Genomic DNA, 26,438 nt, shown 5'->3' on the forward strand with positions numbered 1-26,438 from the left:
CGACAAATGCGACTGAATTGCGATATTGGCGAAAGCTTCGGAGCCTGGACCATGGGGCTGGATGCCGAGGTGATGCCACTGATTGATCAGGCCAACATCGCCTGCGGCTTCCACGCCGGCGATCCGGTGGTGATGCAGAACACGGTGCGTCTGGCCCTGGCGCACGGCGTGACGCTGGGGGCCCACCCCGCCTACCCTGACCTGCAAGGGTTTGGCCGCCGTTCGATGGCCTGCCGGCCGGAGGAAATCGAAGCACTGGTGCTCTACCAGGTGGGTGCACTGCAACACATCGCCGCCGCGGAGGGTGGCACCCTGGCGTACGTGAAGCCCCACGGTGCGCTTTACAACGACATGATGCGCGACCCGGCGGTATTGTCCGCCATATTGACCGCGCTCGAGCGGTCGCCGCTGCCGCTGGCGTTGATGGCCATGTCCACCGCCAATAACGACAACCTGCGGCAGCAGTGCGCGCAGCACGGCGTCCCCGTGTTGCTGGAAGCGTTTGCCGATCGGGCCTACGACCGCACGGGGTTCATCGTCTCCCGCAACACCCCCGGGGCGGTGTATGAGGACGCCGGTGCCATAGTGCAGCAGGCGAAGGCCTTTGCCGCCGGTCAACCCATTCAGTCGCTGTGCGGCCAGCCCCTGCAACTGGAAGTCGACACTCTGTGCGTGCACGGCGATAACCCGGGCTCCGTTCAGGCGGTGAAAGCAATTCGCGCGGCCCTGGAGGAGTTGGTGTAATGCACTGGCGCTACGACGTCACCGGGGTGGACACGGTCACCCTGCATTTTGGCGAGCGCATCGACCTGGCGCTGGTGGAACGCATCCAGCAAGCGGCCGAGGCCCTGCAAGGCTCCCTGACGGACCGGTTGCTCGACGCTGTGCCCTCCTACACCACCCTGTTGCTGCGCTACGACCTGTTACAGGACGACCTGGCCAGCCTGATGGCCGATGTGGCGGCCACGCTGAACCGCTTGCCCGCGGAGCCCGCGCCGCGGTCTGCCGCAGACCTGATTGAGGTGCCTGTATGGTACGATCTCCGGGTGGGCCCCGATTTGCCGCGCATCGCCCGCCAGGCGGGGCTGACCGTACCACAGGTTATCGAGCTGCACTGCAGTCAGCCCTATCATGTGTTTGCCATCGGGTTTGCACCGGGCTTTGCCTATCTGGGCGAGGTACCCGCACAGCTGGCGACCCCCCGCCTGGCAACGCCGCGAGCGAAAGTGCCCGCGGGCACTCTCGGCATTGCCGACACCCAGACGGCCCTGTATCCGATGATGTCGCCGGGAGGCTGGAACCTGATCGGCCGGACACCACTGACCCTGTTTGATCCGCAACGCACCCCTGCCAGCTTTCTCAATGCCGGCCAGCAGGTCAGATTCCGCGCCATTGATGCAGCCGAATACCGGGCTCTGGGTGGCCGTGTGGACGACCTGCCCTGGCAGTCAGGAGGCTGCGATGACTGAACGATCCCGCGGTTTGAAAGTGATCAAGGCGGGATTCTTGACCCTGCTGCAGGACGCCGGCCGCACCCGGGTGATGCATCAAGGGCTGGCCAGCGGCGGCGCCATGGATCGCCACGCCTGGGCGTGGGCCAACCGGCTGTTGGGCAATGCCTACCACACGCCCACACTGGAAGTGACCTTTGGCAGTCTGGAACTGGAAAGCCGGACCACCACCCGCATTGCAGTGACCGGGGCCGCCGTACCCTGCACCATCAACGGCAACCCGCACCCTCTGTGGCGGACCCTCCAGCTGTACCCCGGAGACCGGCTGCAGTTGGGCACCCCCAAATCCGGGCTGCGCAGCTACCTGGCCGTGAGCGGCGGCTTTGCCGTCACCCAGGGGCTGGGTGGCAGTTGCGCAACCCTGGTAAGGGAAGGCACCGGCGGCCTCCACGACAACGGCCAACCGGTCCGCGACGGGGACGAACTGCCTTGTGGTTCCCCCCCCTCGGAAGCCATGTCCAACCCGCCCCCCGCCGGGTTCCCGAACACTGGATTCCGGACTACCGTCAACCGCTAACTCTGGATGTGGTGGTGGGCGCCCAGGCAGACCGCTTTCCGGCGACGTCGCTGGCGCGTTTTTTCGACCAGCCGTATCGGTTGAGCGCCCAAACCGATCGCATGGGTGCACGGCTGGACGGGCCGGCGTTGACGGTCATGGGGGAACGTCTGATCTCGGAGGGCATCAGTCTGGGAGCCATTCAGGTTACCACCGATGGCCAGCCCATTATTTTGCTGAACGACCGGCAAACCATCGGTGGTTATCCCAAACTGGGCGCCGTCACGCCCCGCAGCCTGGACGCGCTGGCCCAGCGCCCGCCGGGCACGGAGCTGCGCTTCAGGGCGATCTCCCTGCACGACGCGCAACTCAGGGAACGGGCGTTTTTACAATTTTTCACTCGCTGAACAAATCCCGCACCGGAAACAGATCGTCGTATTCGGCCTGTTCCTGGCGGGCTTTCGCCTGCAAGGTGTTCATCATATCGGTGGGCCGGAACATACCTGCCTGCCAGGTGGCCATGTATTTCAGACTGTCGGCCACGCTGTGGTCGCGACTGTAATTGAGCATTTCCTTGCACCCGCTGACCGCCAGCGGCGAATTGGCCGCAATTTGCGCGGCGATGGCCATCACCCCGTCCAGCAGTGCCTCCGGGGTCTCGTAGACCTGATTAACGAACCCGAGGGCTTGGGCTTCCTGTGCACTCAATTGACGTCCGGTGTACGCCAGCTCCCGCACTATCCCTTCCGGCATGAGCTTCGGCATGCGCTGCAGGGTGCCCACATCCGCCGTCATACCCAGTTCGGTTTCTTTGATGGTGAAGTAGGCGTCCGCACTGCAATAGCGGCTGTCGGCGGCACACACCAGATCGAGCGCACCACCAATGCAGCCCCCCTGAATGGCCGCGAGCACCGGCAGGCGCACCTCCTCCAGTGAACTCAGCGTTGCCTGCAACTGCAGAACCACTCGCCGCAGGTTCTCTGCCATGCGCCCGGGTTCCCCCGCCATGGGCACCGATGCGGGGTTGGTGAACACCCCCAGGTCCATGCCCGCAGAAAAATGCTTGCCCGTGGACGATATCACCATCACCCGCGCGTCCGTATTGGCCTCAATATCCCGAACGCAGTGGGGGAGCTCCCGCCAGAATGCCTGGGTCATGGTGTTCAGGCTTTCGGGACGGTCAAAGCGAAGGTGGGCCACACGGTTTTCGACCGCGACGGAAAAGCTTTGATAGCTGGCCAGGGGCATGTGCATCTCTCCTGAAATTACTGTCTCCACACCGGTCCCCGTTGGAGGCTCGCGGACGTGGCGCAGCGTTTGTTGGATTTTTTTTAACATCGGCGACTTTTATCCCCCCCGAACCCTAGCACAAGGCTGACCCGCCCCCCCAATCTGATGTATCTTGGCGGGCATTCTCAACCACCAGAGGCTTAGTTGATGACATTGGTACCGGCATTCGCTGCAATCATTGCAGGACTCACGCTACTGGTCTGGAGCGCAGATCGTTTTGTAGACGGCGCTGCCGCGACCGCCAGACATCTGGGCATGCCCTCGTTGCTGATCGGCATGGTCATCATCGGCTTCGGCACCTCCGCCCCCGAACTGGCGGTGTCGGCCATTGCGGCTCTTGAGGGCAACCCGGGGCTGGCGCTGGGTAATGCCTATGGATCCAACATCACCAACATCGCATTGATTGTAGGTCTGGTCGCCCTGATCAGCCCCATCGCCGTGCACTCCCAGGTGGTGCGCAAAGAGTTGCCCCTGTTGCTGCTGCTGGCGGCCATTGCCGGCTACCAGTTGCTCGACGGCGAGCTTTCCCGCACCGACGGCTGGGTCTTGCTGGGGGTGTTCGCAGCGGTCATGGGCTGGTCGATCGTACAGGGCTACCGGGGTAAGGGGGACAGTTTGTCCACCGAAGCAGAGACGGCGCTGGCGGCCCACCCCATGTCGCTGAAAGCGGCGCTCGGCTGGCTGTTGATCGGTTTGGTGCTGTTGGTCGCAAGCTCCCGCCTGCTGGTGTGGGGGGCGGTGTCCATCGCCCAGAGTTTCGGCATCAGTGACCTGATCATCGGCCTGACCATTGTCGCCATCGGCACCTCGCTGCCGGAACTGGCGGCAGCCATCGCCGCCGTAAAAAAGAACGAGCACGATCTGATCCTGGGCAACATTCTTGGCTCGGGTATATTCAACACCCTTGCGGTAGTCGGCCTGGCGGCCAGCATTCATCCGCTCACGGTTGACCCCGAAGTGCTCTACCGTGACTGGATGCTGATGACTGCACTGACCGCCGCCCTGCTGGTCATGTGTCTGGGCCTGAAAGGCAGGCTGCGGTCAATCAACCGGGTCGAGGGGGGCATTCTGGTGATTACTTATGTGGCCTACACCAGTTACCTGGTATCCACGGTGGTGCGTTAACCCCCCCCGGTACGCTCAGGCGCGTTCTTCGTTGCTGCGGAACACCAGGGCTATGGAGTTCAGACAATAACGTTGCCCGGTTGGTGGGGGGCCGTCAGGGAACACATGCCCGAGATGGCTGTCGCAGCGCGGGCAGCGCACTTCGATACGGGACATCCCCATGGTGCTGTCTTCCAGATAGCGGATATGGTCAGGATCATAGGGCTGGAAAAAACTCGGCCAGCCGGTTCCCGAATCAAACTTCGTGTCGGAACTGAACAGGGGTAAATCACACAGCCGGCAGTAATACACACCCGCCTGTTTGTTGTCCAGCAAGGTTCCGCAAAACGGTCGTTCGGTACCACGATCCAGCAATACGGTGCGCTCGGCTTCGGTCAGGTTCTCCGCCAGCCGTTCAATTTCTTCGGTATCAAGGGGGTGCAGATCATACCCCGCCTTGGACTGGGTCATTTCAGGCTCCTTGTTCGGGTTGCTCAGCACGCAGCGCGGGTTTGATCTTGTCCGCGTAGACGCTGCGTAACTTGGCCACTTTCGGTGCAGCCACCGCCCTGATGTACGGTTGGGCGGGGTTGCGGGCGGCAAAATTCTGGTGGTGTTCCTCGGCCGGATAAAACGCCTGCAGCGGCTCGACCGTGGTCACAATCGGCTCACCGTAAACGCCGGCGGCGTCAAGCTGGCGAATATACGCCGTCAGCACCCGCTGCTGTTCGGGGGTTTCATAAAACACCGCCGACCGGTACTGGGTACCGCGGTCGTTGCCCTGCCGGTTCAGTTGCGTAGGGTCGTGGGCGACCGAGAAAAACACTTTCAGCAGCTCTCCCAAGCCCACCCGGGTCGGCTCGTAATAAAGCTCTACGGCTTCGGCATGCCCGGTGGTGCCGGTGCACACCGCTTCGTAATTCGCGGTGTCCGCGGTGCCACCAGTGTAGCCGGATACCACCCGGTTAACACCGTCCACGGCCATGAAGACCGCTTCCACACACCAGAAGCACCCGCCCGCCAGCACCAGCCGCTGCTCACCCTCTTGCACGGTCAGCGAGCCGAGATCGTCCGGCGCGGGAAAGCGGCTTTTGGGGACACTCAGCCCCGGAATCGTACAGGTAGTCGTCATAACAGCCTCACTGCTCAATACATTAATACTATGGCCTGCAACTTCCGGGATAGTTCATCTGCTCAGTCAGATACCACCCCTCCGCGAGTCAGCCGCAGCGGATCCAGCAACTGCTCCAACCGATCCCGCGACAAGTCACAACGCTCTTCGGCCACATCAATGACCGGGCGCCCGGTGCGGTAGGCTTCTTTGGCAATCTCGGCCGCCAGCGCATAGCCGATTTCCGGGTTGAGGGCGGTCACCAGCACCGGATTCCGCCCGACCGCCGCGTTTAACGCTTCGGCGTTCACGGTGAACCCGCGGATGGTCTTTTCCGCCAACATGGTGGTCGCGTTACCGAGGAGCTGAATCATGTCGAGCAGATTGGCAGCCACCAGCGGCAACATTACATTAAGCTGGAAATTACCGGACTGACCCGCAACCGCATTGGCACTGTCCAGGCCCATGACTTGCGCCGCCACCATGGCCACGGCTTCCGGCACCACCGGGTTCACTTTACCCGGCATGATGCTACTGCCCGGCTGCAACGCGGGCAAACTGATTTCTCCCAGACCATGACCCGGTCCACTGTTCATCCAACGCAGGTCGTTGGCGATCTTGGTCAGCACTATAGCAACACCGCGCAGTTGGGCCGACATGGCGACGGGCGCATCCACCGCGCTCATGCCCACAAACTTGTGTTCCAGCGACCGGTAGGTGTAGCCGGTGTCGGCGTTCAGAAACTTGATGAACTGTCCCGGGAACTCAGGCAACGCATTGATGCCAGTGCCCACGGCAGTGCCGCCTTGTGGCAACGCCAGCAGCTCGTCCACCGCGTGCTGGATGCGTTGTTCGGCCGCCTTGAGCTGACGGCGCCAGGTGCGCATCTCCTGCCCCAGGGTGATCGGCATGGCGTCCATCAGGTGGGTGCGCCCGGTTTTGACCTGGTCGGCAAACAGGGCTTCCCGCTCGTAGATCACCCCGCGCAGGTGGGACAAGGCCGGCAACAGTGTCTCGCTGGCAAGGGCCACCACACTGACGTGCATGGCTGTCGGAATCACGTCGTTGGAACTCTGACTCATATTGACGTGATCGTTGGGGTGAACCGGTACGCCGGCGCGACGGGCCAACGTGGCCAGTACTTCGTTGACGTTCATGTTGGTACTGGTGCCGGACCCGGTTTGATAGCGGTCGACCGGGAACTGATCCTGATACTGGCCGTCGAGCACTTCGTCACAAGCATCCACAATGGCGTCACGGGTCGCCAGCTCCAGCCCTCCCAGACTTGCGTTGGCCTCCGCAGCGGCTCGTTTCACCCGCACCACCGCGGCAATAAAAGCCGGCGGCATGGGCTGGTGGCTGACCGGAAAGTTATCCACCGCACGCTGGGTTTGCGCCCCCCACAGTGCCTCTGCCGGCACTTCTACGTCGCCCAGACTATCGCTTTCAATTCTGGTATTGGTCATAACAGCCTCCTTCGGTGCTGTGTGTGCCTTACTCGCCAGCGGCCCGGCGCAATCGGACATGATCACAAATGGCCGTCACCTGCTCAAAATTGAGTATCAGGGTATGCACCGTGTTGGTGAAGGCGTCGTGCAGAAAAAACTTGCAGCGCTGCTGCGCCTCGCCCTGGAGAAAGGCCTCATAGTCGCGCACCAGTTCACGCACGTCGCCGCCGTCGTCCGGGGCCCAGGTTGCGTTAAATGGCCCCAGCACAGCCCCTCCGGCCAGACAGACGGTGACTTCGTGATTGGTGCGTGCGTTGTCAGAATTTGCCATGGTGCTCTCCTGTTGGCCTTGCAAGCGGGTGAAACTGCCCGGACTGCATCCTCCTCGAACCCGACGAGCGGACCGCTACAGAGACCGATGGGTGTAAGTGTAGTCCTGAATTGCGGTCCCAGCGCCGGGCGCCATGATGTTGGCAGGGGCCGGCGGTGGCGCCAGCCCCTGCGAGGGCCTCAGAAGAAACCGAGCGGGTTGATGTCGTAACTCACCAACATGTTTTTGGTGCGCTGGTAATGACCGAGCGCCATTTTGTGGGTTTCACGACCGATGCCCGATTTTTTGTAGCCGCCGAAGGCCGCGTGCGCCGGGTAGGCGTGGTAACAGTTCATCCACACCCGCCCGGCCTCAATGCCACGGCCCATGCGGTAAGCCCGGTTGGTGTCCCGGGTCCACACTCCGGCGCCGAGCCCGAACTCGGTGTCGTTGGCAATGGCCAGGGCTTCCTCTTCCGTCCTGAACGTGGTGACCGCAATCACCGGCCCGAAGATTTCCTCCTGGAACACCTGCATGGAGTTGTCCCCCTTGAAGAGGGTCGGTTGCACATAAAAGCCGCTGTTGAACTCTCCCTCCAGTTCTTCCCGGCTCCCCCCGGTCAGCACCTGGGCGCCTTCCTGCTTACCGATGTCCAGGTAGGACATGATCTTGTCGAACTGTTCTTTACTGGCCTGCGCGCCCACCTGCACATCGGTATCCAGCGGGTTACCCCGCTTGATCTTCTGGGTGCGCTCGATCACCTTGGCCATGAACTCATCGTACATGTCCTCCTGAATCAAGGCGCGCGACGGGCAGGTGCACACTTCACCCTGGTTAAAGAACCCCAGCACCAGCCCTTCCACACACTTGTCGATGAACTCGGGTTCCGCCTGCATGATGTCGGAGAAATAGATATTGGGGGACTTGCCGCCGAGCTCGACGGTGGAGGGGATGATGTTTTCGGCGGCACACTTGAGGATGTGCGAGCCCACCGGGGTGGAACCGGTGAACGCGATTTTGGCGATGCGTTTGCTGGTGGCCAGGGCTTGCCCGGCTTCGCTGCCGTAACCGTTGACTATATTGACCACCCCCGGCGGCAGCAGATCGCCGATGAGTTCCATCAGCACCAGAATGCTCGCCGGGGTTTGCTCCGCCGGTTTCAGCACGGTGCAGTTACCCGCCGCCAGACAGGGCGCCAGCTTCCATGCGGCCATCAGGATCGGGAAGTTCCAGGGAATGATCTGGCCCACCACCCCCAAAGGCTCGTGAAAATGATACGCCACCGTGTGGCTGTCGATTTCACCCATGTGCCCTTCCTGGGCGCGGATGCAGCCGGCGAAGTAGCGAAAGTGGTCCGCTGCCAGCGGGATATCGGCGTTCAGGGTTTCCCGCACCGCCTTGCCGTTATCCCAGGATTCGGCCACGGCCAGTGTTTCAAGGTTGGCTTCGATGCGATCCGCTATTTTCAACAGGATATTGGCACGCTCGGCCGCCGGGGTTTTCCCCCACCCGGGAGCTGCCTTGTGCGCTGCGTCCAGCGCGACCTCGATGTCCTCCGCAGTGGAACGCGGGATTTCACAAATCAGCTCACCGGTGATCGGGGTGGTGTTGTCAAAATACTGACCGTTGACCGGAGCGAGCCACTCGCCGCCGATGTAGTTACCGTAACGGGACTTGAATGATACGACGGAGCCGTCTGTCCCGGGTTGTGCGTAAATCATGGTAGCGCCCTCTTATTGTTGTAGTTATGCCTGTCTTGCGTGAGAGAGTATAGACCACAAATACCGGTCCGCCGGGTGCCGGGTGTTTCGCCGGCCCGATCGGTAAATTTCATGTCTGGCCTTGGGGAAGGGGGGGCTGGCTTGCCCCCGTTCACAGACGCCGGTACTCAGGTTTACAAAAGTCTGGATGCTGGTAACGTCAGCGGCCTATACTCAAGTTACGGTCTGGGGGACTGCCCTCGCGGTGAGCGTACTGCCATGAAAGCGAGCCACATTCGCAAACTGACTCAGCCGATCAACAGCGCTTACTCGGAAATGTTTTCGGGGCGGGTTTATCGCGTCGGCCGGGGCGCGGTCTCCGTGCGTAACCACAGTGGCGCTGCCGCCCATACGGTCATTGGCGTACACGGGTTTCTCGCCAATCATTGTTACTTCACCCGTACCTACGAAGCACCGACCACCGAGCTGACGTTACTGACGTGCAGTAATTATCACATCCCGGTGGATGGTGTGACCCCGGTGTCGCCCGACTGGGAATGCGCCATCGATCATTTGCCCGGCACCATCGCCCACGACGCCAATATCCTCAATCAGGCGCTGCGCCACCTGCCAAGCACCGACCGGGTGCGCGTGCACGGCCACTCCCGGGGAGGCGCGGTCATTCTTGAGGCCATCAGTCAACAGCCGGATCTCTACCGCACCGTGGACGTGGTACTGGAGGCGCCGGTGCTGCCGCAAGGCAAACTGCACCCGCTGGTGACCACATTGCTCGACCCGCTCAGCCATGGGATGTGGCCCTGGTTGATCCGCCTGATCAATCACGCGCCGGCGCACGCCTTCGGGCCGACCTTTTTTGGCAAGATGAACCCGCGCAAAAAGCAATTACTCGCCAAGCTGTTCTCGGCCACCAAAGACCCGCTCACCATTGTCCGTAACATCGAAGACATTTTACAGTGGATGCAGCACACCGATTCCTCGGTATACCGGCACATCCGCCGCGGCACCGTGCTGGTCCCGCAAGTGGACCGGATTCTGGATCGCACCGCCATGCTTGCCAGTGCCCGCCGGCACACCCCCGGCCTGCGCATCGTCGAAACCGGGGCAACCAGTCACTTCATCACCCTGGACAGCCAGGAGTGGATTCCAGCCCTCGCACACTCGCCCCCGTCTCCGGTAAACTCCAGCCCTCCCCGTTTCAGCTGAGGCTTGCTGTTGCCATGTATCGCGCGCGTCTTGTTGCCACGCCGACCCACACCGACAATGCCCGGGACCTGCAGCAGCAGCTGCTGGCCTATCACCAGTTCCGCGCCCGCAAACGGGACCATCCGCAGGCCCGGGCGCTGGACGCCCTGACACGCTGGCAACGGCATCGGCTGACACATACCCACGCCGATCTGTACCGGGATCCGCAGTATCACGCAGGGCTGGATTTCCTGCTCAGCGATCTGTACGCGCCCACCGGCATGTCCGCTCGTGATGACCACATTGACCGGGTGTTTCCCAAGTTGGTGAAATGGCTGCCGGACCCGCTGCTGGGCACCCTGGCGCGGCTGGTGGAGTTGAATCTGCTGACCCAGCAACTGGATCTCAGACTCTCGGTCACTTTAGCGGAGCTCGGCTACCAGTTATCCTCGTTGTCCCCCCACCAGTACTGCACCGCGTTTAACGCCATGGGGGACATGCCCGCACGCCGGCATCAACTGGCTCTGGTGATGACATCCGGGCAGCAGCTTGATCGCTACGTGCGCAACCGGACCCTGGGCTGGATGCTGTCGGTCACGCGCAAGCCGGCGCAACGGGCGGACCTGGGGGAGTTGCATGCGTTCCTGCAGCGGGGGTATCTGGCCTTTCGTGGGATGGCCGAGGTGGACCAGCTGATCATGCGGCTGACGTCACGGGAGCAACGGATTCTGGAGCAGATCACCAGTGGCCACCCTGATCCGTTCCAGATCCCCCCCGAGCAATAGCCCCGCCGCACGGCTGCTCAGTCCTGCACCACCTGGTCCAGCTGGTGGTGAATTTCCTGCTCGATCCTTGCCTTGAAAGGGCGCAGCAACATGCCCAGCTCCAGATGTACGTGAATATCATCGGCGGTGATGTTCAGCTGACCCTTGACTCCGGTGCGCTTGAAGCGCATGACATCACCCTCCCAGCGGTAATCCACATCAAATTGACGGGACAGATCCCGGGCAATGCTTTCCGCGGCTTCGCGGGCGTGGGCATGGTCCAGGCGGTGGGCACGGTGTACTTCAATCACAGACATATGCGGCGGGTCTCAGTGAATAATCGGGTGAACAAAAGCTGTGGACAGTTTAAGCGGGCAATAAACTTGTAGCTACCCCCTTAACCGTTAGAATACGTGGTTCAGATTCTGACAGGACACATTCATGAGCCACGAACAGACGTCACCGGAACGGAACAGCGTCAATCCGCCCCAGGATGACACCACCCACTTTGGTTTTCGCCACGTTGCGAAAGACCAGAAAGCGGGACACGTTGCGGAAGTGTTCCATTCCGTTGCCGGCAAATACGATCTGATGAACGACCTGATGTCGATGGGCATCCACCGCCTCTGGAAGCGTTTCACCATTGAATTGAGCGGCGTCCGGGCGGGCCACCGGGTGCTGGATATTGCCGGTGGCACCGGCGATCTGACCATGAAGTTTGCAAATCTGGTCGGCCCTTCGGGCCAGGTGGTGCTGGCCGACATCAACGCGTCCATGTTGCAGGTGGGACGCAGCCGCCTGCTTGATCGCGGATACGCCGGCAACATCGAATTTGTGCAGGCCGACGCCGAACACCTGCCGTTCCCGGACAACCACTTTAATACCGTCAGCATCGCTTTCGGTCTGCGCAACGTGACCGACAAAGACCAGGCCCTGCGGGACATGATGCGGGTGCTCAAACCCGGCGGCAAACTGATGGTGCTGGAGTTCTCCAAACCGGCGAACCCGCTGCTCAGTAAAATTTACGACACCTATTCGTTCACCGCACTGCCAATGATGGGTCAGCTCATCGCCGGTGATTCGGCCAGTTACAAATACCTGGCCGAATCCATCCGCATGCATCCCGACCAGGAAACCCTGAAAAGCATGATGGAAGCCGCCGGAATGGTGCACTGCAAATACCACAACATGACCGGCGGTATTGTCGCGCTGCACGTGGGGGTCAAGCCCTGATGCTACCGGGTCCGACCCTGCAGGCGGCGCTCACCGGAATCCTGGAGAGCGCCCTTAACAGCGCCCTGGCGTTGGACCCGGCCGGCCGTCAGGGTTTACTGACGGCGGTGTCGGGCACCCTGCAATTCCGGATCACCGTGCCGGTCGCCATGACCCTTACCCTGCAAAAATCCGCCGACCGCCTGGTCGTAGGCAGTCAGCCCGCCGAACAGCCGGCGCTGGAGATCAGCGGGCCACCGCTGGCCTTTGCCGCGCTGGCGCTCGGCGATTCGCAGGTGTTTGCGGACCAGCGGCTCGCCGTCGAGGGCGATACCGCCCTGGCCCATCAGTTTCAACGGGCGCTCGACCAGCTGGCTCCGGACTGGGAGGCCGCGCTGGCGCACCGCATCGGCGACCTGCCCGCCCACTTTCTGGGCCGGCGCATTCGCCATGCGGTCAACTGGAGCCGCAACGCCAACGCCTCCCTGCAGGCCAATGTGACCGAATACCTGCACGAAGAAACCCGCAGTCTGCCCGGTCAGCGGGAACTGGCCGCGACCTTTGCCGATATCGACGAGCTCAACCTGCACACCGAACGTCTGTCCGCCCGACTTGACCAGCTGGTCAGCCACCTTAATTCTGATTCGGAGCCATCGTGACCCGTTTGCAACGCCTGCTTCGTATTTCCTGGGTATTTTGCCGCTATCGTCTGGATACTTTCTTGCCTCTGGCGGAATTACCGGCACCACTGAAGCTGTTGTTTATTCTGGCGCCCTGGCACCTGTTCCCGCACCCCAAGCTGAGCCGTGGCGACCGTCTGCGTCGGGCCCTGGAAGAGCTGGGCCCGGTGTTTGTGAAATTCGGCCAGATATTGTCCACCCGCCGCGATCTGCTGCCGGATGACATGGCAGAAGCCCTGCGGCATTTGCAGGACCGGGTACCGCCCTTCCCCGGCGAACAGGCCACGGCCATCATCGAGGCGTCGCTGGGCGCTTCCGTCGCCGAGTGTTTTGCGGAGTTTGACCGCACCCCCATGGCCTCCGCCTCGGTGGCGCAAGTGCACGCGGCCACCATGCACGACGGCCGACAGGTGGTGGTGAAGGTGATCCGCCCCGGCATCCAGCGCACCATCAGACAGGATCTGTCGCTCATGTACCTGATGGCCCATGCGCTGGAGAAGTACTGGTCAGAGGGCCGGCGCCTGCACCCGGTGGCCGTGGTCAAAGATTACGAAACCACCATTTGCGACGAGCTGGACTTACAGCGGGAAGCGGCAAACGCCAGTCAACTGCGGCGAAACTTCAGCGACTCTAACCTGATTTACATCCCCGCCATTGACTGGCACCTGACCCGGCAGTCGGTGCTGGTGATGGAACGCATTCACGGCATTCCGGTGGCGGATACGGAGGCGCTGAAAAAAGCCGGCGTCAACTTCCGGGTGCTGGCAGAAAAAGGGGTGGAGGTGTTTTTTACCCAGGTCTTCCGCGACAGTTTTTTTCATGCCGATATGCATCCGGGTAATATTTTTGTCGATGCCAGTAACCCTCAGGACCCTAAGTACATCGCGATCGATTTTGGCATTGTCGGCACCCTGGCGCCGGACGATCAGAGCTATCTGGCCCGCAACCTGCTGGCGTTTTTCCGTCGGGATTACCGACTGGTCGCGCAATTGCATATCCAGTCCGGCTGGGTGCCACCGGACACCCGGGTGAACGAGTTTGAGGCCGCCATACGCACGGTGTGTGAGCCCATTTTCGAGAAACCCCTGAAAGACATTTCGTTCGGTTATTTTCTGCTGCGCCTGTTCCAGACCGCGCGGCGCTTCAACATGGAAGTCCAGCCCCAGCTGGTACTGCTGCAAAAAACCCTGTTGAACGTCGAGGGCCTGGGGCGCCAGCTGTACCCGGATCTGGACCTGTGGAGTACCGCGCAGCCCTATCTGGAGACCTGGATGCGCAAACGCATCGGGCCGACGGGGCTGTTCAAATCGCTGCAGACACACTTGCCCGCCTGGCTGGAACAGTCCCCCGACATGCCCCAATTGGTGCACGATGCGTTGCTGCAGATCCGCAATTCCGGCCCCACACCGGCGACAAATCAGGATACACTGAACCTGTTACTGGCTGCGCAGGCCAAACAGGGCCGGCGCTGGCGCATGCTCCTGATCGCAGCCGCCCTGGCGGCGCTGGGCTGGTTCAGCATTGACCACGATCTGACCGCCCTGGCCGGCACCGTGCCTGCCCACGGCTGGGCCCTGTTTGCCGGCGCCGCATGGCTGGTGCTGCGAACCCGGCGTTGATCGGCTAATCGGCTTTTTTGGACCCCATACCCATGCACGAATCAGATTCTACTGCTAACCCCACCGACTGGCTCGACAGCATCCGCTGGACCGCCGATGGTCTGGTCCCCGCTATTGCCCAGGATGCCGTCAGCGGCGACATCTTAATGATGGCGTGGATGAACCGGGAATCCCTGGCGCTGACCGCGGCGGAAGGCCAGGCGGTCTACTGGTCACGTTCCCGGGGCAAACTCTGGCGTAAAGGCGAATCCTCCGGGCACCAGCAGGAGATCCGTGAAATCCGGCTGGACTGCGACAACGACGTGATTCTGTTAAAAGTGGTGCAGCACGGCGGCATTGCCTGCCACACCGGCCGGCAGAGTTGCTTTTACCGCAAACTGGAGGACGGTACCTGGCGCACCGTCGAGCCGGTACTCAAAGACCCTGCCCGTATCTATGGCCCCCTTAACGGAGATCAACATGAGTGATGTACTGACCCGTCTTGCCCGGGTGCTCGAGGCACGAAAGTCCGCCGACCCGGAGCGCTCCTACGTCGCCAGCCTGCACGCCCGGGGGTTGAACAAGATACTGGAAAAGCTGGGTGAGGAGTGCACCGAAACCCTGCTGGCCGCCAAAGACGCCGAACACAGTGGCGACAATCGGGAACTGATCGGTGAAACTGCCGACCTCTGGTTCCACAGCCTGGTCATGCTGTCGCGGCTGGGCCTGGGGCCGGAGGATATCCTGACCGAACTGGCCCGGCGCTTCGACCTGTCCGGGCTGGAAGAAAAAGCCTCCCGGCGCAAATGACCGGGGCTTCCCCCACAAGGTATACCTGCCGGCCCCGATAGTGGCGTACAATAACGCAAGGTATGACCGTTTTCGCACACTACAGCAACGAGGACCCGACATGGGCATCAGCATCTGGCAACTTTTAATTGTACTCGGCATAGTAATCCTGCTGTTCGGAACCAAGAAACTGAGAAACATCGGTACCGATCTGGGCGGTGCCATCCGTGGTTTTAAAAAATCCATGAGTGAGGATGACCAGCCGGAAGACAGCTCCAAGTCGTCCCTTGAAGAGCAGACCTCCGACAAGCCGGTCTACCAGGCGCGGTCAGAAGAAAAAACGCACGACAAAACCCACAGCTGAGTCCGGCCTGAATGTTTGACATAGGCTTTCTTGAGCTGATGATCTGCGGGGTAATCGCCTTACTGGTGCTGGGCCCTGAGCGCCTGCCCGGCGCGGCGCGGACCGCGGGCCGGTGGGTGGGTCGTGCCCGCAGTATGGTGAGCCAGTTTTCCACCGAACTGGATCGCCAGCTCCAGGCCGAGGAGTTGCGTGAGCAACTGCGGCAAGCGGGGGACGTGGGCCTGGACGACGTCAAAAAGACGGTCACCGACGCGCTCGATGAAGCGAAAAAGTTTGAACATTTTTTGACGTCCGCGGACCTGCCCGCAAACGCCTCCCCCGCGGCCGCTGACACCGCGCCTGCCAGTCGCGATGACAGCGGTCCGACCGCTGACCAGATACCGGCTTCACCCACCGACAGCGCTCCGGACTCTCGCAAATGACCCACACCCCCCAGGGCGATGACGCCCAGAATCCGTCCCAGCAGCAGGGCGAGATGCCACTGGTTGAACACCTGCTGGAGCTGCGCAGCCGCCTGTTGAAAATGGTGCTGGCGGTACTGGTATGTTTTGCGGTGATCTACCCGTTCGCCAATGAACTGTATCTGTGGGTGTCCGAGCCCCTGAGATCGCTGCTGCCGGTCGGGCAGATGATGATTGCCACCGATGTAACCGCTCCCTTTTTCGCACCGCTGAAGCTTGCGCTGGTGGCGGCGGTGTTCACAGCCATCCCGGTGATCCTCTATCAGCTCTGGAGCTTTGTCGCCCCCGGGCTCTACGCCCACGAAAAACGTCTGGCATTCCCGCTGCTGGCCACCTCGGTGGTGTTGTTCTATCTGGGTGCGGTGTTCGCGTATTTTGTGGTGTTTCCGCTGGTCTTCGGCTTTTTTACCGCCATCGGCCCCGAGGGCATCGTGGAATTGCCGGACATCAGCAGTTACCTGAATTTTGTCCTGAAGATGTTTTTTGCGTTTGGCGTGGCCTTTGAGATCCCCATTGCCACCATATTGCTGATTCTCACCGGCGCCACCACCCCGGCCAGTCTGGCCGCCAAACGCCCCTATGTGGTGGTGGCCTGCTTTATTATCGGCATGCTGCTGACGCCACCGGATATCATTTCCCAGACCCTGCTCGCGGTGCCCATGTGGCTGCTGTTTGAGCTGGGGATAGTTTTCGGTCGCCTGGTCGCCCGGAACAGGACCGCTGACGGGGACGAGCTGGCCGAATGAACCTGGCGGTATTCAGCGACACCGACTTCATCGGTCCCGACCGTATTGTGCTGCGCGGCCGGCGCCGGGATCATCTGGCCCGGGTGCTGAAGAGTGCTCCGGGGGATTGCATCCCCGTCGGGCAATTGAACGGTCTCATGGGGGAAGGCACCCTGGTGCGGCTGGATGAGCAGGAAGCCGAACTGGCGATCGCCCTGCACAGTCCTTCGCCCGCCCCCTTGCCCCTGTCCCTGGTGCTGGCCATGCCGCGCCCCAAAATGCTGCGCCGGATCCTGCAAACCGTCGCGGCACTGGGGGTGAAAGACATTTGGCTGATCAATGCCTACAAGGTGGAAAAGAGTTTCTGGCAGACGCCCTGGCTGCAGGTCGACCAACTCGAAGAAAACCTGATACTGGGGCTGGAGCAGGCCAAGGACACCCGCTTGCCGACGGTGCATATCCGCCAGCGTTTCAAGCCCTTTGTGGAGGACGAATTGCCGCAACTGCTGCACGAGCGGCCGGGTCTGGTGGCCCATCCGGGCACCTCCCGCGCCTGCCCCAGCCACCTCAATCAGCCCGCCACCCTGTGCATCGGCCCCGAGGGGGGGTTTATCCCCTACGAAGTGGACAAGCTACAGGCGGCCGGCTGCACCGCGGTGCATCTGGGCTCCCGTATTCTGCGGGTAGAAACCGCAGTGCCGGTGCTGATCGGTCGTCTGTACGACAGCTGTCTCGGTTGACCCGCTCAGACCGACCCTTTGACCGCGCCCCAGCCCTTACCCACCAGGGTGACCACGGCCACCACAAGCGCCCCCACCAACACTCCGATCAGACCGTCCGCCAGCACCGTGACCAAGACCCCGGCGACGCCCTCCAGATCATGGGTGAACGTTTTCAGCCAGGCCGACAGGGGCCCGATGCCATGACTGATGATACCGCCCCCCACCAGAAACATCGCGGCGGTACCGACCACCGACAGCCCTTTCATCAGGTACGGCGCCGCCACCAGGATGCCCCGCCCCAGACGCCGCAGCGCCTTGGTGAGCCCGTCGCGGCCATCCCGCTGGCTCAGGTACAGGCCGCCGTCATCCAGTTTTACGATGCCCGCCACCAGCCCGTATACCCCCACGGTGACCAACAGCGCCACCACGCAGAGTACGGTGAACTGCATACCCACGGTCTGGGCAGTGACGGTCCCCAGGGTAATGGCGATGATTTCCGCGGACAGGATGAAATCGGTGCGGATCGCGCCTTTGATCTTGCTCTTTTCGATCTGCAGAAGATTTTCTTTGGGCTGCTGCAGAGTTTCGGCGCGCGCCTGCGCCCGGGCGGTGGGATCGGGTTCCCGGGTGGGGTGCAACCATTTGTGGGCGACCTTCTCGAACCCCTCAAAGCACAGATAGGCGCCCCCAAGCATCAGCAACGGGATCACCAGCCAGGGCATAAACACACTGATCACCATTGCCGCCGGCACCAGAATCACTTTATTCAGCAGCGAGCCCTTGGCGACCGCCCAGACCACCGGCAATTCACGGGCCGGACTGACACCGGAAACCTGCTGGGCATTCAGGGCGAGATCGTCGCCGAGCACGCCGGCGGTTTTTTTGGCGGCCACTTTGGTGAGCACAGACACATCGTCCAGCATGGTGGCGATGTCATCAATCAGGGCGAGTAAATTGGCTCCGGCCATAGCTGTGCCTTTTTGGTCAGTGGTTATCCACGATGCACCCCCATCGCCTCCGCAGCAATCCGGTGCTTCAATATCCCGGCGCGATCAAACCAGCGCAGTCCGGTGTTTCTGAGCCAGCGCACCGGCAACTCATCCCGGGCAAACAGGTGCTTGAACCCTTCCATCGCCAGCATCATGGTCAGGTTATCCGCCTTGCGGCGACGCTGGTAACGCTGCAACAGCAAGGGGTCGTCCGGTGCCAGGCGCTGCTTGCGGGCCCGCCCCAGCTCGTCCAGCAACACCCGCACGTCACTGTACCCCAGATTGGCCCCTTGCCCGGCCAATGGATGAATGCTGTGCGCGGCGTCGCCGACCAGCGCCAGCCCGGGGCGGATGTACCGTTTGGCGTGACGCTGCCGCAGCGGGAACCCAAACCGCTTGGAGACCGCTTCGACCGCGCCCATCTGATGGTCGATGGCGGCCGCCAACTCCGCCACGAAGGCGGCATCGTCCAGTTGCTGCAACCGCTGCGCTTCCCGGGTGTCTTGCGACCAGACAATGGAACAGAACCGGCCACGGTCGTCGGCAGACGCCTGCAGGGGCAGAAACGCCAGCGGCCCGGTGCGCGCAAAACTCTGCCACGCGGTGTGTTCGTGGTGGTGCGCGGTACGCACCGTGCACACGATGGCCTGCTGGCCGTAATCCCACTCCCGGGTCGGTAAGCCGACCCACTGCCGCACCCGGGATTGCGCTCCATCGGCAGCAATTACCAGTGTAGCACTCAATTTGCGACCGTCGGCCAGGTGCACTCCGCGGGTTCGGTCTGTCTCCTGCCAGCGGGTTACCGTGGCGGCATCGATGATCCGCAGGCCGCTGTCCTGCGCCCGGCTAAACAGCGCCCGCACCAGCAACCGGTTTTCGACAATGGTGCCCAGTTCCGGTACCTGCAGGTCGGTGGCATCGAATCGCACGCGCCCGGTGCCTTCCGCATCCCACACCACCATCCCCTGGTAATTGCAATGCCGATCCTGCTGCACCAGCGTCCACACCCCCAGCTGCTGCAGCAGCGCTTGACTGGCGGCCGACAGAGCGCTGACCCGGGGTTCAAAATCATCCACTGTTCCGGCGGACTTGGGCCGGGCCATGAGCGCCGCCAGCGGCTGCGCTTCCACCAGGGCCACCTGCCAGCCCTGATCGGCCAGCCCCAGCGCCATGGCGGTGCCGGTCATGCCCCCACCAATCACCAGAATGTCGTAGTGGTCAGTGCTCTGCATCCGTCGGAACTCCTTGTGGGGTTGGCGAAAAAACCGGTCGGCGTCCGCCCATCCCCATAGCGGTGCGGGTAAACCAGCGCCGGGCGCCGGGCAGCAGGTCGAGACCGATCAGGCCGGCATTACGCGCGGCAGCCATCGCCGGCAGCGGATGACCGAACACCTTGATCAGGGAGTCTGAAAACAGCCGGGTCTGACGCCAGTCCCGCCGGTGGAGTTGCTGGTAACGCCCCAGCACCGCCATACTCCCCAGCGGCTGGCCGGCCGCGTGGGCCTGCTGGAACTGTTCCACCAGCGCCATCAACCCCCGTAGTGCCAGGTTGAACCCCTGCCCGGCAACGGGATGCAAAGTGTGGGCGGCGTTGCCCACCAGCACCACCCCGGGGCGCACCGACTCTTCGACGGTGGTCAGCGCCAGCGGGTAATGGTTGCATCGACCAAACCGGGTCACCCGGCCCAGCCGCCAGCCAAAATGCTCCTGCAGCTGCTGGCAGCGTTCATCCTCCGAGCTGGCCAGCATCCGGGTCAGGGCATGATCGTCCACAGTCCACACCAACGCCGAAGCCCGGCCCGCCCGTTGGGGGTTGCCCTGGGGTAACAGGGCCATAGGCCCTTGGCTGGTGAATCGCTCGTACGCCGTAAACCCGTGGCTGTCGCTGGTGGACACGTTGGCGATCAGAGCGTGGTGACCGTAGTCGTGGCGTTTGGCCTGAAACCCCAGTGCTTCCCGCAACCCGGAACGCCCGCCGTCGGCCACCACCAGACATTGCGCCGCCAGGGACCGGCGCACGCCGCCCTGGTCGACGGTCACCATCACACCCGACTCCCGGGGACTCGCGGTGACCACTTCCGCCGGAGCCAGCCATTCAATCCGGGACTCGCCCGCCAGTTCCGCCATCAGGCACAGCCCCATCCAGCGGTTGTCGACCACGTAACCCAGCGCATCCTGCCCCTGCTCACGGGCGGACAAGCGGGTGGCGCCAAAGCGACCGCGGTCGGACACATGCACCCTGCAGATCGGGGTCGCGTGGCGCGCCAGTCGCGGCCACAGTCCCAGCTGCTGGTAGATCTCTTTGGAGCCCCAGGCCAGTGCGGTGGAACGGGCGTCGTAGCTGGGCTGATAATCCTCCGGCAGCGGTTCCGGCGCCAGGGGAAAAGCCTCCACCACCGTCACCCGGAGGGTGGGCAAAGCGCGGGCCAGGGCCAGGGCCAGGGTCGCCCCGGCCAGGCCGCCACCGGCGATCAGCAGATCGCAGTCCAACCCGGACGTGTCGTTGTTCATCATTAACCGGCCATCAGCGCTTCAATGGCGGCGACCGTTTTGGGTACACCGTCGGTCAGCACCCGGCAACCGTCGCGGGTGACCACCACGTCATCTTCAATGCGAATGCCGATTCCGCGCCAGCGCTCGTCGACATCGGTATTATCCGGTGCAACATACAACCCCGGCTCTACCGTCAGCACCATACCGGGCTCCAGTTCGCGCCAGGCACCGCCGACCTTGTAGTCGCCGACGTCGTGCACATCCAGCCCCAGCCAGTGACCGGTCCGGTGCATGTAAAACGGTCGATAGGCCTCGCTTGCCAGGGCGTCGGTCAGCGTACCGCGCAACAGCCCCAGATCCAGAAGCCCCTGGGTGAGTACCGTCAGCGCCGCCTCGTGGGGGTGATTCCAATGGTTACCGGGGCGTACCGCGTCGATCGCCGCATACTGGGCCGCCAACACTACTTCGTAGAGCGCTTTCTGGGCCTCGCTGAACACCCCGTTGACGGGAAAAGTGCGGGTAATGTCCGAGGCATAGCACTCCAGCTCGCAACCGGCATCGATCAGCACCAGATCACCGTCACGCAACTCGTCGCTATTGGCTGTGTAATGGAGTATGCAGGCGTTCGCACCGCTGCCCACAATGGATGGATAGGCCGTCTGCCGGGCACCGTGGGACATGAAGGTGTGCAGCAACTCCGCCTCCAGGTGGAACTCGCGCGCCCCTGGTCGCGCGCGTGTCATGGCGCGGCAATGGGCCTCCGCACTGATCGCGCCCGCTTTGGCCATGACTTTGATTTCATTAGCACTTTTGTACAAACGCAAATCGTGCAGCAAATGCTCCAGAGCGACAAATTCCCCCGGCGGGTGGGCCCCGGTGCGCACTTTGCTGCGAATCACCTTGACCCAGTCCATCACCTGGGTATCAAATTGCGGATCCTTGCCCAGGGGGTAATAAATCCGGCTGCGGCCTTCGATCATTCCGGGCAGAATCTCGTCGATGTCGGCAATCGGGAAGGCATCATCCAGCCCGTAACGCTCAATCGCCCCCTCCGGCCCTTCCAGATAGCCATCCCACAGTTCTTTCTCGGGGTTTCGCTCCCGACAGAACAGTACCGATTCGCCGTGCTCACGCCCCGGGATCAGCACCAGCACCGCATCCGGCTCGCCAAACCCGGTCAGGTACTGGAAGTCGCTGTCCTGCCGGTATGGGTGCAGGGTGCCCCGGTTGCGCTCTTTTTCCGGCGCAGCGGCCACGATGGCAATGCTGTCGGCCGCCATTGAGGCCATCAGCTTGCGACGCCGTTCGGCAAATTCTTTGACTGGAATAATCAACCCCATGCGGACTCCATCAGTTTGAATTCGGGTTAGTGCAAGGTCTGGGAGCTGTCGGTGCGGGTGTCGGGCTCGTTGAATTCGGTAAACACCGCCAGCGCCCCCAGACGCACGTATTCAATAATTTCGGTCAGTTGCTGATTGCCTTCCTCGCTGTCTTCTTCGGCGTCGGACACCTGACTGATCGCGACCATGTCTTCGATCAGCTCGCGAATTTCATCCGGCGCATTACCCAGCGACTCGCCGGCCACCAGAGCCATGCCTTCGAGGAACCCCCGAATCCACGCGGACAGCGCCTGCAGTTGTTGCTCAAGCGGATAGTCGTCATCGGGCAGCAGGGGGTGAAAGCTCAGGTCATCACGCTGCATCAGCTGCAGGGTATCGGCGTAAGCCTGGGCCATGAACCCCGCCAGCTGCGGCGATTCCTCCAGGGTCTGGAGGGGCACCCCCATGTGTTCGCACACCATGCTCAGCCAGTCCTGATCGTTGATCCGCCCGCCGGCCGCGAAGCGCCCGCACAGGACTCCGTGCAGCTCTGAGGGGTGGCTGAATGCCTGGTGCTCGGTAAAAACATTGGCCCACTCTTCAAAACCCAGCTGGGCGGTAACGGGTCGGTCAGTCTGAGGCATAACGCGTCATGATCCTGTGGTGAATATGCAAGCCACTATCCTAGCATCCACACCGCCGGAAAGGCACCGGCAAGCAACCTGCGGGTCACCGTCGGACGGGGGCGCGCCGGCACCGGGTTCCGCTCTCAGCGGTCCGCCGGCTGGGATGATTCGCGCAGGTTATGACATCCCAGTAAATTGACCAACTTAGCGTCCACACTTATAGTTAGTTCCATTCCCCCTAATGGATGCAGAGCGAATCATGGATCAGTCCGAATTACAGGCTTTGGCAGACAAGCTCGACCGGCTTATCGCGCACTGTCAGAAACTTGAGCGGGACAATGCCGCATTCCGTGGACTGCAAGACGACTGGGTCCGGGAGCGGGCGCAGCTAATTCAGAAAAACGATCTCGCCAAATCCAAAATAGAAGCCATGATCGGGCGTCTGCGAGCCCTGGAGCAACACTGATGCCGGAACAGCCGACCACCGTCGAAGTGAAAATACTGGACAAGGAGTACCTGGTTGCCTGCCCTGCGGAGAAACAGGCCGCCCTGCTGGAAGCCGCCGGTCACCTGGACCAGAAGATGCGGGAAATCCGCACCAGCGGCAAAGTGTTTGGCACCGAGCGCATCGCGGTGATGGCCGCCCTGAACATTACCCATGAGTTATTGCAACAGGGCACCATGTCCGACTCAACCACCCGTATACTCAGGTCCATGGACACCAAGCTGGGGCTCGCGCTGGGCGAGTCTGACGAATAAGTCATGCTGGTGCGTCCGGACGGGCTTGCAATCGGCCCCGGTTATGGTCTTATAATGGACTCACTTCCTGGGCTGTTTGCTGGTCGGATATGTCCTCGAGCCGATGCGCACTACCCAGGTGGTCACTTCAGGACATTGTGTGCACGTCCCCTGCGGGGGGAAGCCTAATATGTCACAGCGACCGCCGACCTTGAACCTTGGGTTCAAGGGCTACGTCCGATAACGGCAGCCCGGGAAGCTTTATTCTAGTGACTCACATTCCTGTAACGGCCTCGTTGGCCGCCTCCGACGACATTCCCGACCGCAAACTTCTGCGCAAGCAATTACGTCAGCGGCGACGCGCCTTGTCTGCGGCGGAGCAACGGCGCGCGGCGCGTCAGCTGAGCCACCACCTGCTGCACTACCGCCCCCTGTATCGCGCCCGGCACGTTGCGGTGTATCTGCCCAACGACGGTGAGATCGACCCCGGACTGTACGTCGCCGCTGCGCGCCAACGGGGTGTCCAGTTCTACCTGCCGGTCCTCCACCCGTTCCTGCACGGCCGTATGGTCTTTTGCCCCTACAATGATGATACCCGACTCACCCCCAATCGCTTCGGCATTCCCGAACCGGCGTTTGCGGAGCGTCGCTTCAGACCGGCCTGGGCGCTGCATGCGGTGCTGTTACCGCTGGTGGGTTTTGACCGTTTCGGCGAGCGCCTGGGCATGGGGGGAGGGTTTTACGATCGTACGTTTGAGTTCAGCCGCAGACTGCCGGGACTGTCTCCCAAACTGATTGGCCTGGCCCACAGTCATCAGCAGGTCGACCGATTGCCTGCTGCCCCCTGGGACATCCCGTTACACGGCGTGATGACGGAGCTTGGTTCAGTCGTCACCGGCGGTGTTCAGTGACGGCGTCACCGCGACCGCCCCGACCCGACGCTCGTCCTCGACGGTGACTTGCAGCGAGGTCACGCCGGTAACCGCCAGCCCGATGACAAAAACAAGTAACAACGTCCGAATAATATCGGGCTTGGAATGCACGATAATCTGCCTCTGGTGATGAAGGGCCTTAAGCCCTTAAAATCAAATTGTTATTACGACTAAAGTAGAAACAGACGAAAGACTATCACGCACCCCGGTTATTACAATTGCAAATAAATTAAACTATGTTAATTCGTGATCCCCGTCAGTTTTCGCCGTTGCCGGCCCCCAGAAACAACCAGTAGGCGTCGTTGTCGGTCACATTCTGATAGCGGAAACCGACCTTATCCAGCATGGCCTGAAACGCCGCCACATCCTTGTCGGCAACCTGGGCTCCCATCAGCACGCGACTGTAGGCCGCACCGTGGTTGCGGTAATGAAACATGGTGATGTTCCAGCGGGTACCCAGGGACATCAGGAATTTCAGCAGCGCCCCGGGGCGTTCCGGGAACTCAAACTGAAACACTTTTTCGTTACTGATGGTGGGCGCATGCCCGCCCACCATGTAACGGATATGCTGCTTGGCCAGATCGCTGTCGGTCAGGTCGATCACCGAGTAACCGGTTTCCCGTAACTCCTGCACCAGCTCATCACGTCCCAGACCGCCTGAAGCCACGTGAACCCCGACAAAAATACGGGCGTCTTCGGAGTCCGAATACCGGTAATTGAATTCGGTGATGCTGCGTTTGTGCAGGGCCGCGATGAACGTTTTGAACGCCCCCGGGCGCTCGGGAATGGTCACCGCCAGAATCGCTTCCCGGCGCTCACCAATTTCGGTGCGCTCGGAGATATAACGCAAGCGGTCGAAATTCATGTTGGCGCCACTGAGCACCCCCGCCAGATTTTCCCCCTGCAGCTGCTCGCGCTCGATGTATTTCTTGATGGCCGCAACCGACAGGGCGCCGGCCGGTTCGGCGATCGAACGGGTGTCATCGAACACATCCTTGACCGCCGCGCAGATTTCATCGGTGGACACGGTAATCACCTCATCGACCGCGTCTTTGCAGATTTCCCAGGGGTACTCACCAATCTGTTTGACCGCCACCCCATCGGCGAATATGCCCACTTCGTCCAGCGTGACCCGTTCGCCTGCAGCCAGCGCCGCCTGCAAACAGTTGGAATCTTCCGGCTCCACCCCGATCACCTTGATCTGCGGCCGCAGATACTTGATGTACGCCGCCATGCCGGCAATCAGGCCGCCGCCGCCGACCGGAATGAACACCGCATGCAAGGGCTGGGTAAACTGCCACATCAACTCCATCGCGACCGTGCCCTGGCCGGCAATCACATCCGGATCGTCGTAGGGCGGGATATAGGTCAGTCCGTGCTTTTCGACCAGCCCGGCGGCGTGGGCGGCGGCTTCGTCGAAGGCGTCCCCCCGCAGCACCACTTTGGCGCCGTGATCCCGCACCGACTTTACCTTGATCTCCGGCGTGGTTTGCGGCATCACGATGGTGGCCTTGATGCCGAGCATTTTGGCCGCCAGCGCCACCCCCTGCGCGTGATTGCCGGCGGAGGCACAGATCACACCCTTGGCCTGCTGCTCGTCCGACAGTTGCGCCATACGGTTATAGGCGCCGCGAATCTTGAACGAAAACACCGGTTGCAGATCTTCCCGCTTCAACAGGATGGTGTTGCCGAAACGTTTGGACAGATTACGGGCCTCTGTGAGTGGGGTTTCAATGGCCACATCATAGACGCGAGCATCGAGGATCTTTTTGATGTAGCGCTGGGACATAGGGTCTGGTTCCGGTTTTTCTGAATACAAGCCGCTGCTTCTGGGACACCCGAAGGCGCCTGCG

The 26,438-nt window shown here is 61.9% G+C and carries 33 protein-coding genes and 1 other RNA gene; 20 read left to right on the plus strand and 14 right to left on the minus strand.

Annotated features, from left to right (window positions below; genetic code table 11):
• The first annotated feature begins 6 nt into the window (after positions 1–6).
• From BG841_RS03700 to BG841_RS17525, 4 genes are read left to right on the plus strand one after another with little or no spacing between them, the layout of a single operon-like run.
• Positions 7–744 carry a 5-oxoprolinase subunit PxpA gene (locus BG841_RS03700; protein ID WP_070056420.1) on the plus strand — a complete coding sequence of 246 codons (738 nt, stop codon included), beginning with the start codon at positions 7–9 and terminating at the stop codon, positions 742–744.
• Positions 744–1,469: a 5-oxoprolinase subunit PxpB gene (gene pxpB, locus BG841_RS03705; protein ID WP_070056421.1), complete on the plus strand. Its 726-nt coding sequence runs from the start codon at positions 744–746 to the stop codon at positions 1,467–1,469. Before BG841_RS03700 ends, pxpB begins: the two co-directional genes overlap by 1 nt.
• Positions 1,462–2,028, plus strand: coding sequence for a biotin-dependent carboxyltransferase family protein (locus BG841_RS17520; protein WP_265733880.1), 567 nt, complete (start codon positions 1,462–1,464; stop codon positions 2,026–2,028). Before pxpB ends, BG841_RS17520 begins: the two co-directional genes overlap by 8 nt.
• Complete coding sequence (locus tag BG841_RS17525; protein ID WP_265733881.1) at positions 1,941–2,414, plus strand: hypothetical protein; 474 nt, start codon at positions 1,941–1,943, stop codon at positions 2,412–2,414. The genes BG841_RS17520 and BG841_RS17525 overlap by 88 nt, the downstream gene beginning before the upstream one ends.
• On the opposite strand, the gene BG841_RS03715 is transcribed toward BG841_RS17525, so the two are convergent.
• Positions 2,404–3,255, minus strand: a complete 852-nt coding sequence (locus tag BG841_RS03715; protein ID WP_070056422.1) for a crotonase/enoyl-CoA hydratase family protein — start codon at positions 3,253–3,255, stop codon at positions 2,404–2,406. The genes BG841_RS17525 and BG841_RS03715 overlap by 11 nt on opposite strands.
• A gap of 189 nt (positions 3,256–3,444) precedes the next feature.
• Here BG841_RS03715 and BG841_RS03720 point away from each other — a divergent pair, with 189 nt between their 5' ends.
• Positions 3,445–4,422 (plus strand): calcium/sodium antiporter, encoded by a 978-nt coding sequence (locus BG841_RS03720; protein ID WP_070056423.1) that lies wholly within the window; start codon positions 3,445–3,447, stop codon positions 4,420–4,422.
• A 15-nt stretch (positions 4,423–4,437) separates the two neighbouring features.
• On the opposite strand, the gene msrB is transcribed toward BG841_RS03720, so the two are convergent.
• From msrB to BG841_RS03745, 5 genes are all read right to left on the minus strand, one after another.
• Positions 4,438–4,872 carry a peptide-methionine (R)-S-oxide reductase MsrB gene (gene msrB, locus BG841_RS03725; protein ID WP_070056424.1) on the minus strand — a complete coding sequence of 145 codons (435 nt, stop codon included), beginning with the start codon at positions 4,870–4,872 and terminating at the stop codon, positions 4,438–4,440.
• A gap of 1 nt (position 4,873) precedes the next feature.
• Entirely contained in the window at positions 4,874–5,533 is a 660-nt protein-coding gene (gene msrA / locus BG841_RS03730; protein ID WP_070056425.1) for a peptide-methionine (S)-S-oxide reductase MsrA, read from the minus strand.
• A gap of 62 nt (positions 5,534–5,595) precedes the next feature.
• The gene (locus BG841_RS03735; protein ID WP_070056426.1) at positions 5,596–6,978 is read right to left on the minus strand and encodes a class II fumarate hydratase; all 1,383 of its coding nucleotides are present in this window, start codon (positions 6,976–6,978) and stop codon (positions 5,596–5,598) included.
• Positions 6,979–7,006: 28 nt separating this feature from the next.
• A complete protein-coding gene (locus BG841_RS03740) occupies positions 7,007–7,291 on the minus strand; it encodes a hypothetical protein (RefSeq protein ID WP_070056427.1) in 285 nt (94 codons plus the stop codon).
• A 179-nt stretch (positions 7,292–7,470) separates the two neighbouring features.
• A complete protein-coding gene (locus BG841_RS03745) occupies positions 7,471–8,991 on the minus strand; it encodes an aldehyde dehydrogenase family protein (RefSeq protein WP_070056428.1) in 1,521 nt (506 codons plus the stop codon).
• Positions 8,992–9,249: 258 nt separating this feature from the next.
• On the opposite strand from BG841_RS03745, the gene BG841_RS03750 reads away from it, so the two are divergent.
• Both BG841_RS03750 and BG841_RS03755 read left to right on the plus strand, forming a co-directional pair.
• The gene (locus tag BG841_RS03750) at positions 9,250–10,194 is read left to right on the plus strand and encodes an alpha/beta hydrolase (RefSeq protein ID WP_070056429.1); all 945 of its coding nucleotides are present in this window, start codon (positions 9,250–9,252) and stop codon (positions 10,192–10,194) included.
• Positions 10,195–10,208: 14 nt separating this feature from the next.
• On the plus strand, positions 10,209–10,958 hold the full coding sequence (locus BG841_RS03755; protein WP_070056430.1) for an FFLEELY motif protein: 750 nt from the start codon (positions 10,209–10,211) through the stop codon (positions 10,956–10,958).
• A 17-nt stretch (positions 10,959–10,975) separates the two neighbouring features.
• Here BG841_RS03755 and BG841_RS03760 read toward each other — a convergent pair whose 3' ends face one another.
• Positions 10,976–11,254 (minus strand): polyhydroxyalkanoic acid system family protein, encoded by a 279-nt coding sequence (locus BG841_RS03760; RefSeq protein ID WP_070056431.1) that lies wholly within the window; start codon positions 11,252–11,254, stop codon positions 10,976–10,978.
• A gap of 124 nt (positions 11,255–11,378) precedes the next feature.
• Between BG841_RS03760 and ubiE the strand changes: the two genes are divergently transcribed.
• From ubiE to BG841_RS03805, 9 genes are all read left to right on the plus strand, one after another.
• On the plus strand, positions 11,379–12,170 hold the full coding sequence (gene ubiE, locus BG841_RS03765) for a bifunctional demethylmenaquinone methyltransferase/2-methoxy-6-polyprenyl-1,4-benzoquinol methylase UbiE (protein WP_070056432.1): 792 nt from the start codon (positions 11,379–11,381) through the stop codon (positions 12,168–12,170).
• Positions 12,170–12,808, plus strand: a complete 639-nt coding sequence (locus BG841_RS03770; RefSeq protein WP_070056433.1) for a ubiquinone biosynthesis accessory factor UbiJ — start codon at positions 12,170–12,172, stop codon at positions 12,806–12,808. Before ubiE ends, BG841_RS03770 begins: the two co-directional genes overlap by 1 nt.
• Complete coding sequence (gene ubiB, locus BG841_RS03775) at positions 12,805–14,448, plus strand: ubiquinone biosynthesis regulatory protein kinase UbiB (protein ID WP_070056434.1); 1,644 nt, start codon at positions 12,805–12,807, stop codon at positions 14,446–14,448. The genes BG841_RS03770 and ubiB overlap by 4 nt, the downstream gene beginning before the upstream one ends.
• Positions 14,449–14,480: 32 nt before the next feature.
• A complete protein-coding gene (gene hisI / locus BG841_RS03780) occupies positions 14,481–14,915 on the plus strand; it encodes a phosphoribosyl-AMP cyclohydrolase (RefSeq protein ID WP_070056435.1) in 435 nt (144 codons plus the stop codon).
• Positions 14,908–15,237 (plus strand): phosphoribosyl-ATP diphosphatase, encoded by a 330-nt coding sequence (locus BG841_RS03785; protein ID WP_070056436.1) that lies wholly within the window; start codon positions 14,908–14,910, stop codon positions 15,235–15,237. The genes hisI and BG841_RS03785 overlap by 8 nt, the downstream gene beginning before the upstream one ends.
• Positions 15,238–15,337: 100 nt before the next feature.
• Positions 15,338–15,580 (plus strand): Sec-independent protein translocase subunit TatA, encoded by a 243-nt coding sequence (gene tatA / locus BG841_RS03790; protein ID WP_070056437.1) that lies wholly within the window; start codon positions 15,338–15,340, stop codon positions 15,578–15,580.
• An 11-nt stretch (positions 15,581–15,591) separates the two neighbouring features.
• The gene (gene tatB, locus BG841_RS03795; protein ID WP_083260170.1) at positions 15,592–16,002 is read left to right on the plus strand and encodes a Sec-independent protein translocase protein TatB; all 411 of its coding nucleotides are present in this window, start codon (positions 15,592–15,594) and stop codon (positions 16,000–16,002) included.
• A complete protein-coding gene (tatC, locus tag BG841_RS03800) occupies positions 15,999–16,787 on the plus strand; it encodes a twin-arginine translocase subunit TatC (protein ID WP_070056438.1) in 789 nt (262 codons plus the stop codon). The genes tatB and tatC overlap by 4 nt, the downstream gene beginning before the upstream one ends.
• Complete coding sequence (locus BG841_RS03805) at positions 16,784–17,506, plus strand: 16S rRNA (uracil(1498)-N(3))-methyltransferase (protein WP_070056439.1); 723 nt, start codon at positions 16,784–16,786, stop codon at positions 17,504–17,506. Before tatC ends, BG841_RS03805 begins: the two co-directional genes overlap by 4 nt.
• A 5-nt stretch (positions 17,507–17,511) precedes the next feature.
• Here the strand turns inward: BG841_RS03805 and BG841_RS03810 are convergent, their stop codons facing one another.
• The 5 genes from BG841_RS03810 to BG841_RS03830 are packed head-to-tail and all read right to left on the minus strand — an operon-like array spanning position 17,512 to position 22,933.
• Positions 17,512–18,456 carry a DUF808 domain-containing protein gene (locus tag BG841_RS03810; protein ID WP_070056440.1) on the minus strand — a complete coding sequence of 315 codons (945 nt, stop codon included), beginning with the start codon at positions 18,454–18,456 and terminating at the stop codon, positions 17,512–17,514.
• A gap of 23 nt (positions 18,457–18,479) precedes the next feature.
• The gene (locus BG841_RS03815) at positions 18,480–19,709 is read right to left on the minus strand and encodes a UbiH/UbiF/VisC/COQ6 family ubiquinone biosynthesis hydroxylase (protein WP_070056441.1); all 1,230 of its coding nucleotides are present in this window, start codon (positions 19,707–19,709) and stop codon (positions 18,480–18,482) included.
• Positions 19,696–20,991 carry a 2-octaprenyl-6-methoxyphenyl hydroxylase gene (ubiH, locus tag BG841_RS03820; RefSeq protein ID WP_070056442.1) on the minus strand — a complete coding sequence of 432 codons (1,296 nt, stop codon included), beginning with the start codon at positions 20,989–20,991 and terminating at the stop codon, positions 19,696–19,698. Before ubiH ends, BG841_RS03815 begins: the two co-directional genes overlap by 14 nt.
• Positions 20,991–22,310 (minus strand): Xaa-Pro aminopeptidase, encoded by a 1,320-nt coding sequence (gene pepP, locus BG841_RS03825; protein ID WP_070056443.1) that lies wholly within the window; start codon positions 22,308–22,310, stop codon positions 20,991–20,993. The genes ubiH and pepP overlap by 1 nt, the downstream gene beginning before the upstream one ends.
• Before the next feature lie 26 nt (positions 22,311–22,336).
• On the minus strand, positions 22,337–22,933 hold the full coding sequence (locus BG841_RS03830; protein WP_070056444.1) for a UPF0149 family protein: 597 nt from the start codon (positions 22,931–22,933) through the stop codon (positions 22,337–22,339).
• Between the two features lie 241 nt (positions 22,934–23,174).
• Here BG841_RS03830 and BG841_RS03835 point away from each other — a divergent pair, with 241 nt between their 5' ends.
• From BG841_RS03835 to BG841_RS03850, 4 genes are all read left to right on the plus strand, one after another.
• Positions 23,175–23,381, plus strand: a complete 207-nt coding sequence (locus tag BG841_RS03835; protein ID WP_070056445.1) for a TIGR02449 family protein — start codon at positions 23,175–23,177, stop codon at positions 23,379–23,381.
• Positions 23,381–23,674 carry a cell division protein ZapA gene (locus BG841_RS03840; RefSeq protein WP_070056446.1) on the plus strand — a complete coding sequence of 98 codons (294 nt, stop codon included), beginning with the start codon at positions 23,381–23,383 and terminating at the stop codon, positions 23,672–23,674. Before BG841_RS03835 ends, BG841_RS03840 begins: the two co-directional genes overlap by 1 nt.
• Positions 23,675–23,735: 61 nt before the next feature.
• Positions 23,736–23,915: non-coding RNA, 6S RNA (gene ssrS, locus BG841_RS03845), on the plus strand.
• A gap of 7 nt (positions 23,916–23,922) precedes the next feature.
• Positions 23,923–24,564 carry a 5-formyltetrahydrofolate cyclo-ligase gene (locus BG841_RS03850; RefSeq protein WP_070056447.1) on the plus strand — a complete coding sequence of 214 codons (642 nt, stop codon included), beginning with the start codon at positions 23,923–23,925 and terminating at the stop codon, positions 24,562–24,564.
• Here the strand turns inward: BG841_RS03850 and BG841_RS17015 are convergent.
• Positions 24,538–24,696 carry a hypothetical protein gene (locus BG841_RS17015; protein WP_158007593.1) on the minus strand — a complete coding sequence of 53 codons (159 nt, stop codon included), beginning with the start codon at positions 24,694–24,696 and terminating at the stop codon, positions 24,538–24,540. The genes BG841_RS03850 and BG841_RS17015 overlap by 27 nt on opposite strands.
• Before the next feature lie 145 nt (positions 24,697–24,841).
• Complete coding sequence (gene ilvA / locus BG841_RS03855; protein WP_070056448.1) at positions 24,842–26,374, minus strand: threonine ammonia-lyase, biosynthetic; 1,533 nt, start codon at positions 26,372–26,374, stop codon at positions 24,842–24,844.
• Between the last annotated feature and the right edge of the window lie 64 nt (positions 26,375–26,438).

This window comes from Marinobacter sp. X15-166B (genome assembly GCF_001752365.1).
GTDB lineage: Bacteria > Pseudomonadota > Gammaproteobacteria > Pseudomonadales > Oleiphilaceae > Marinobacter.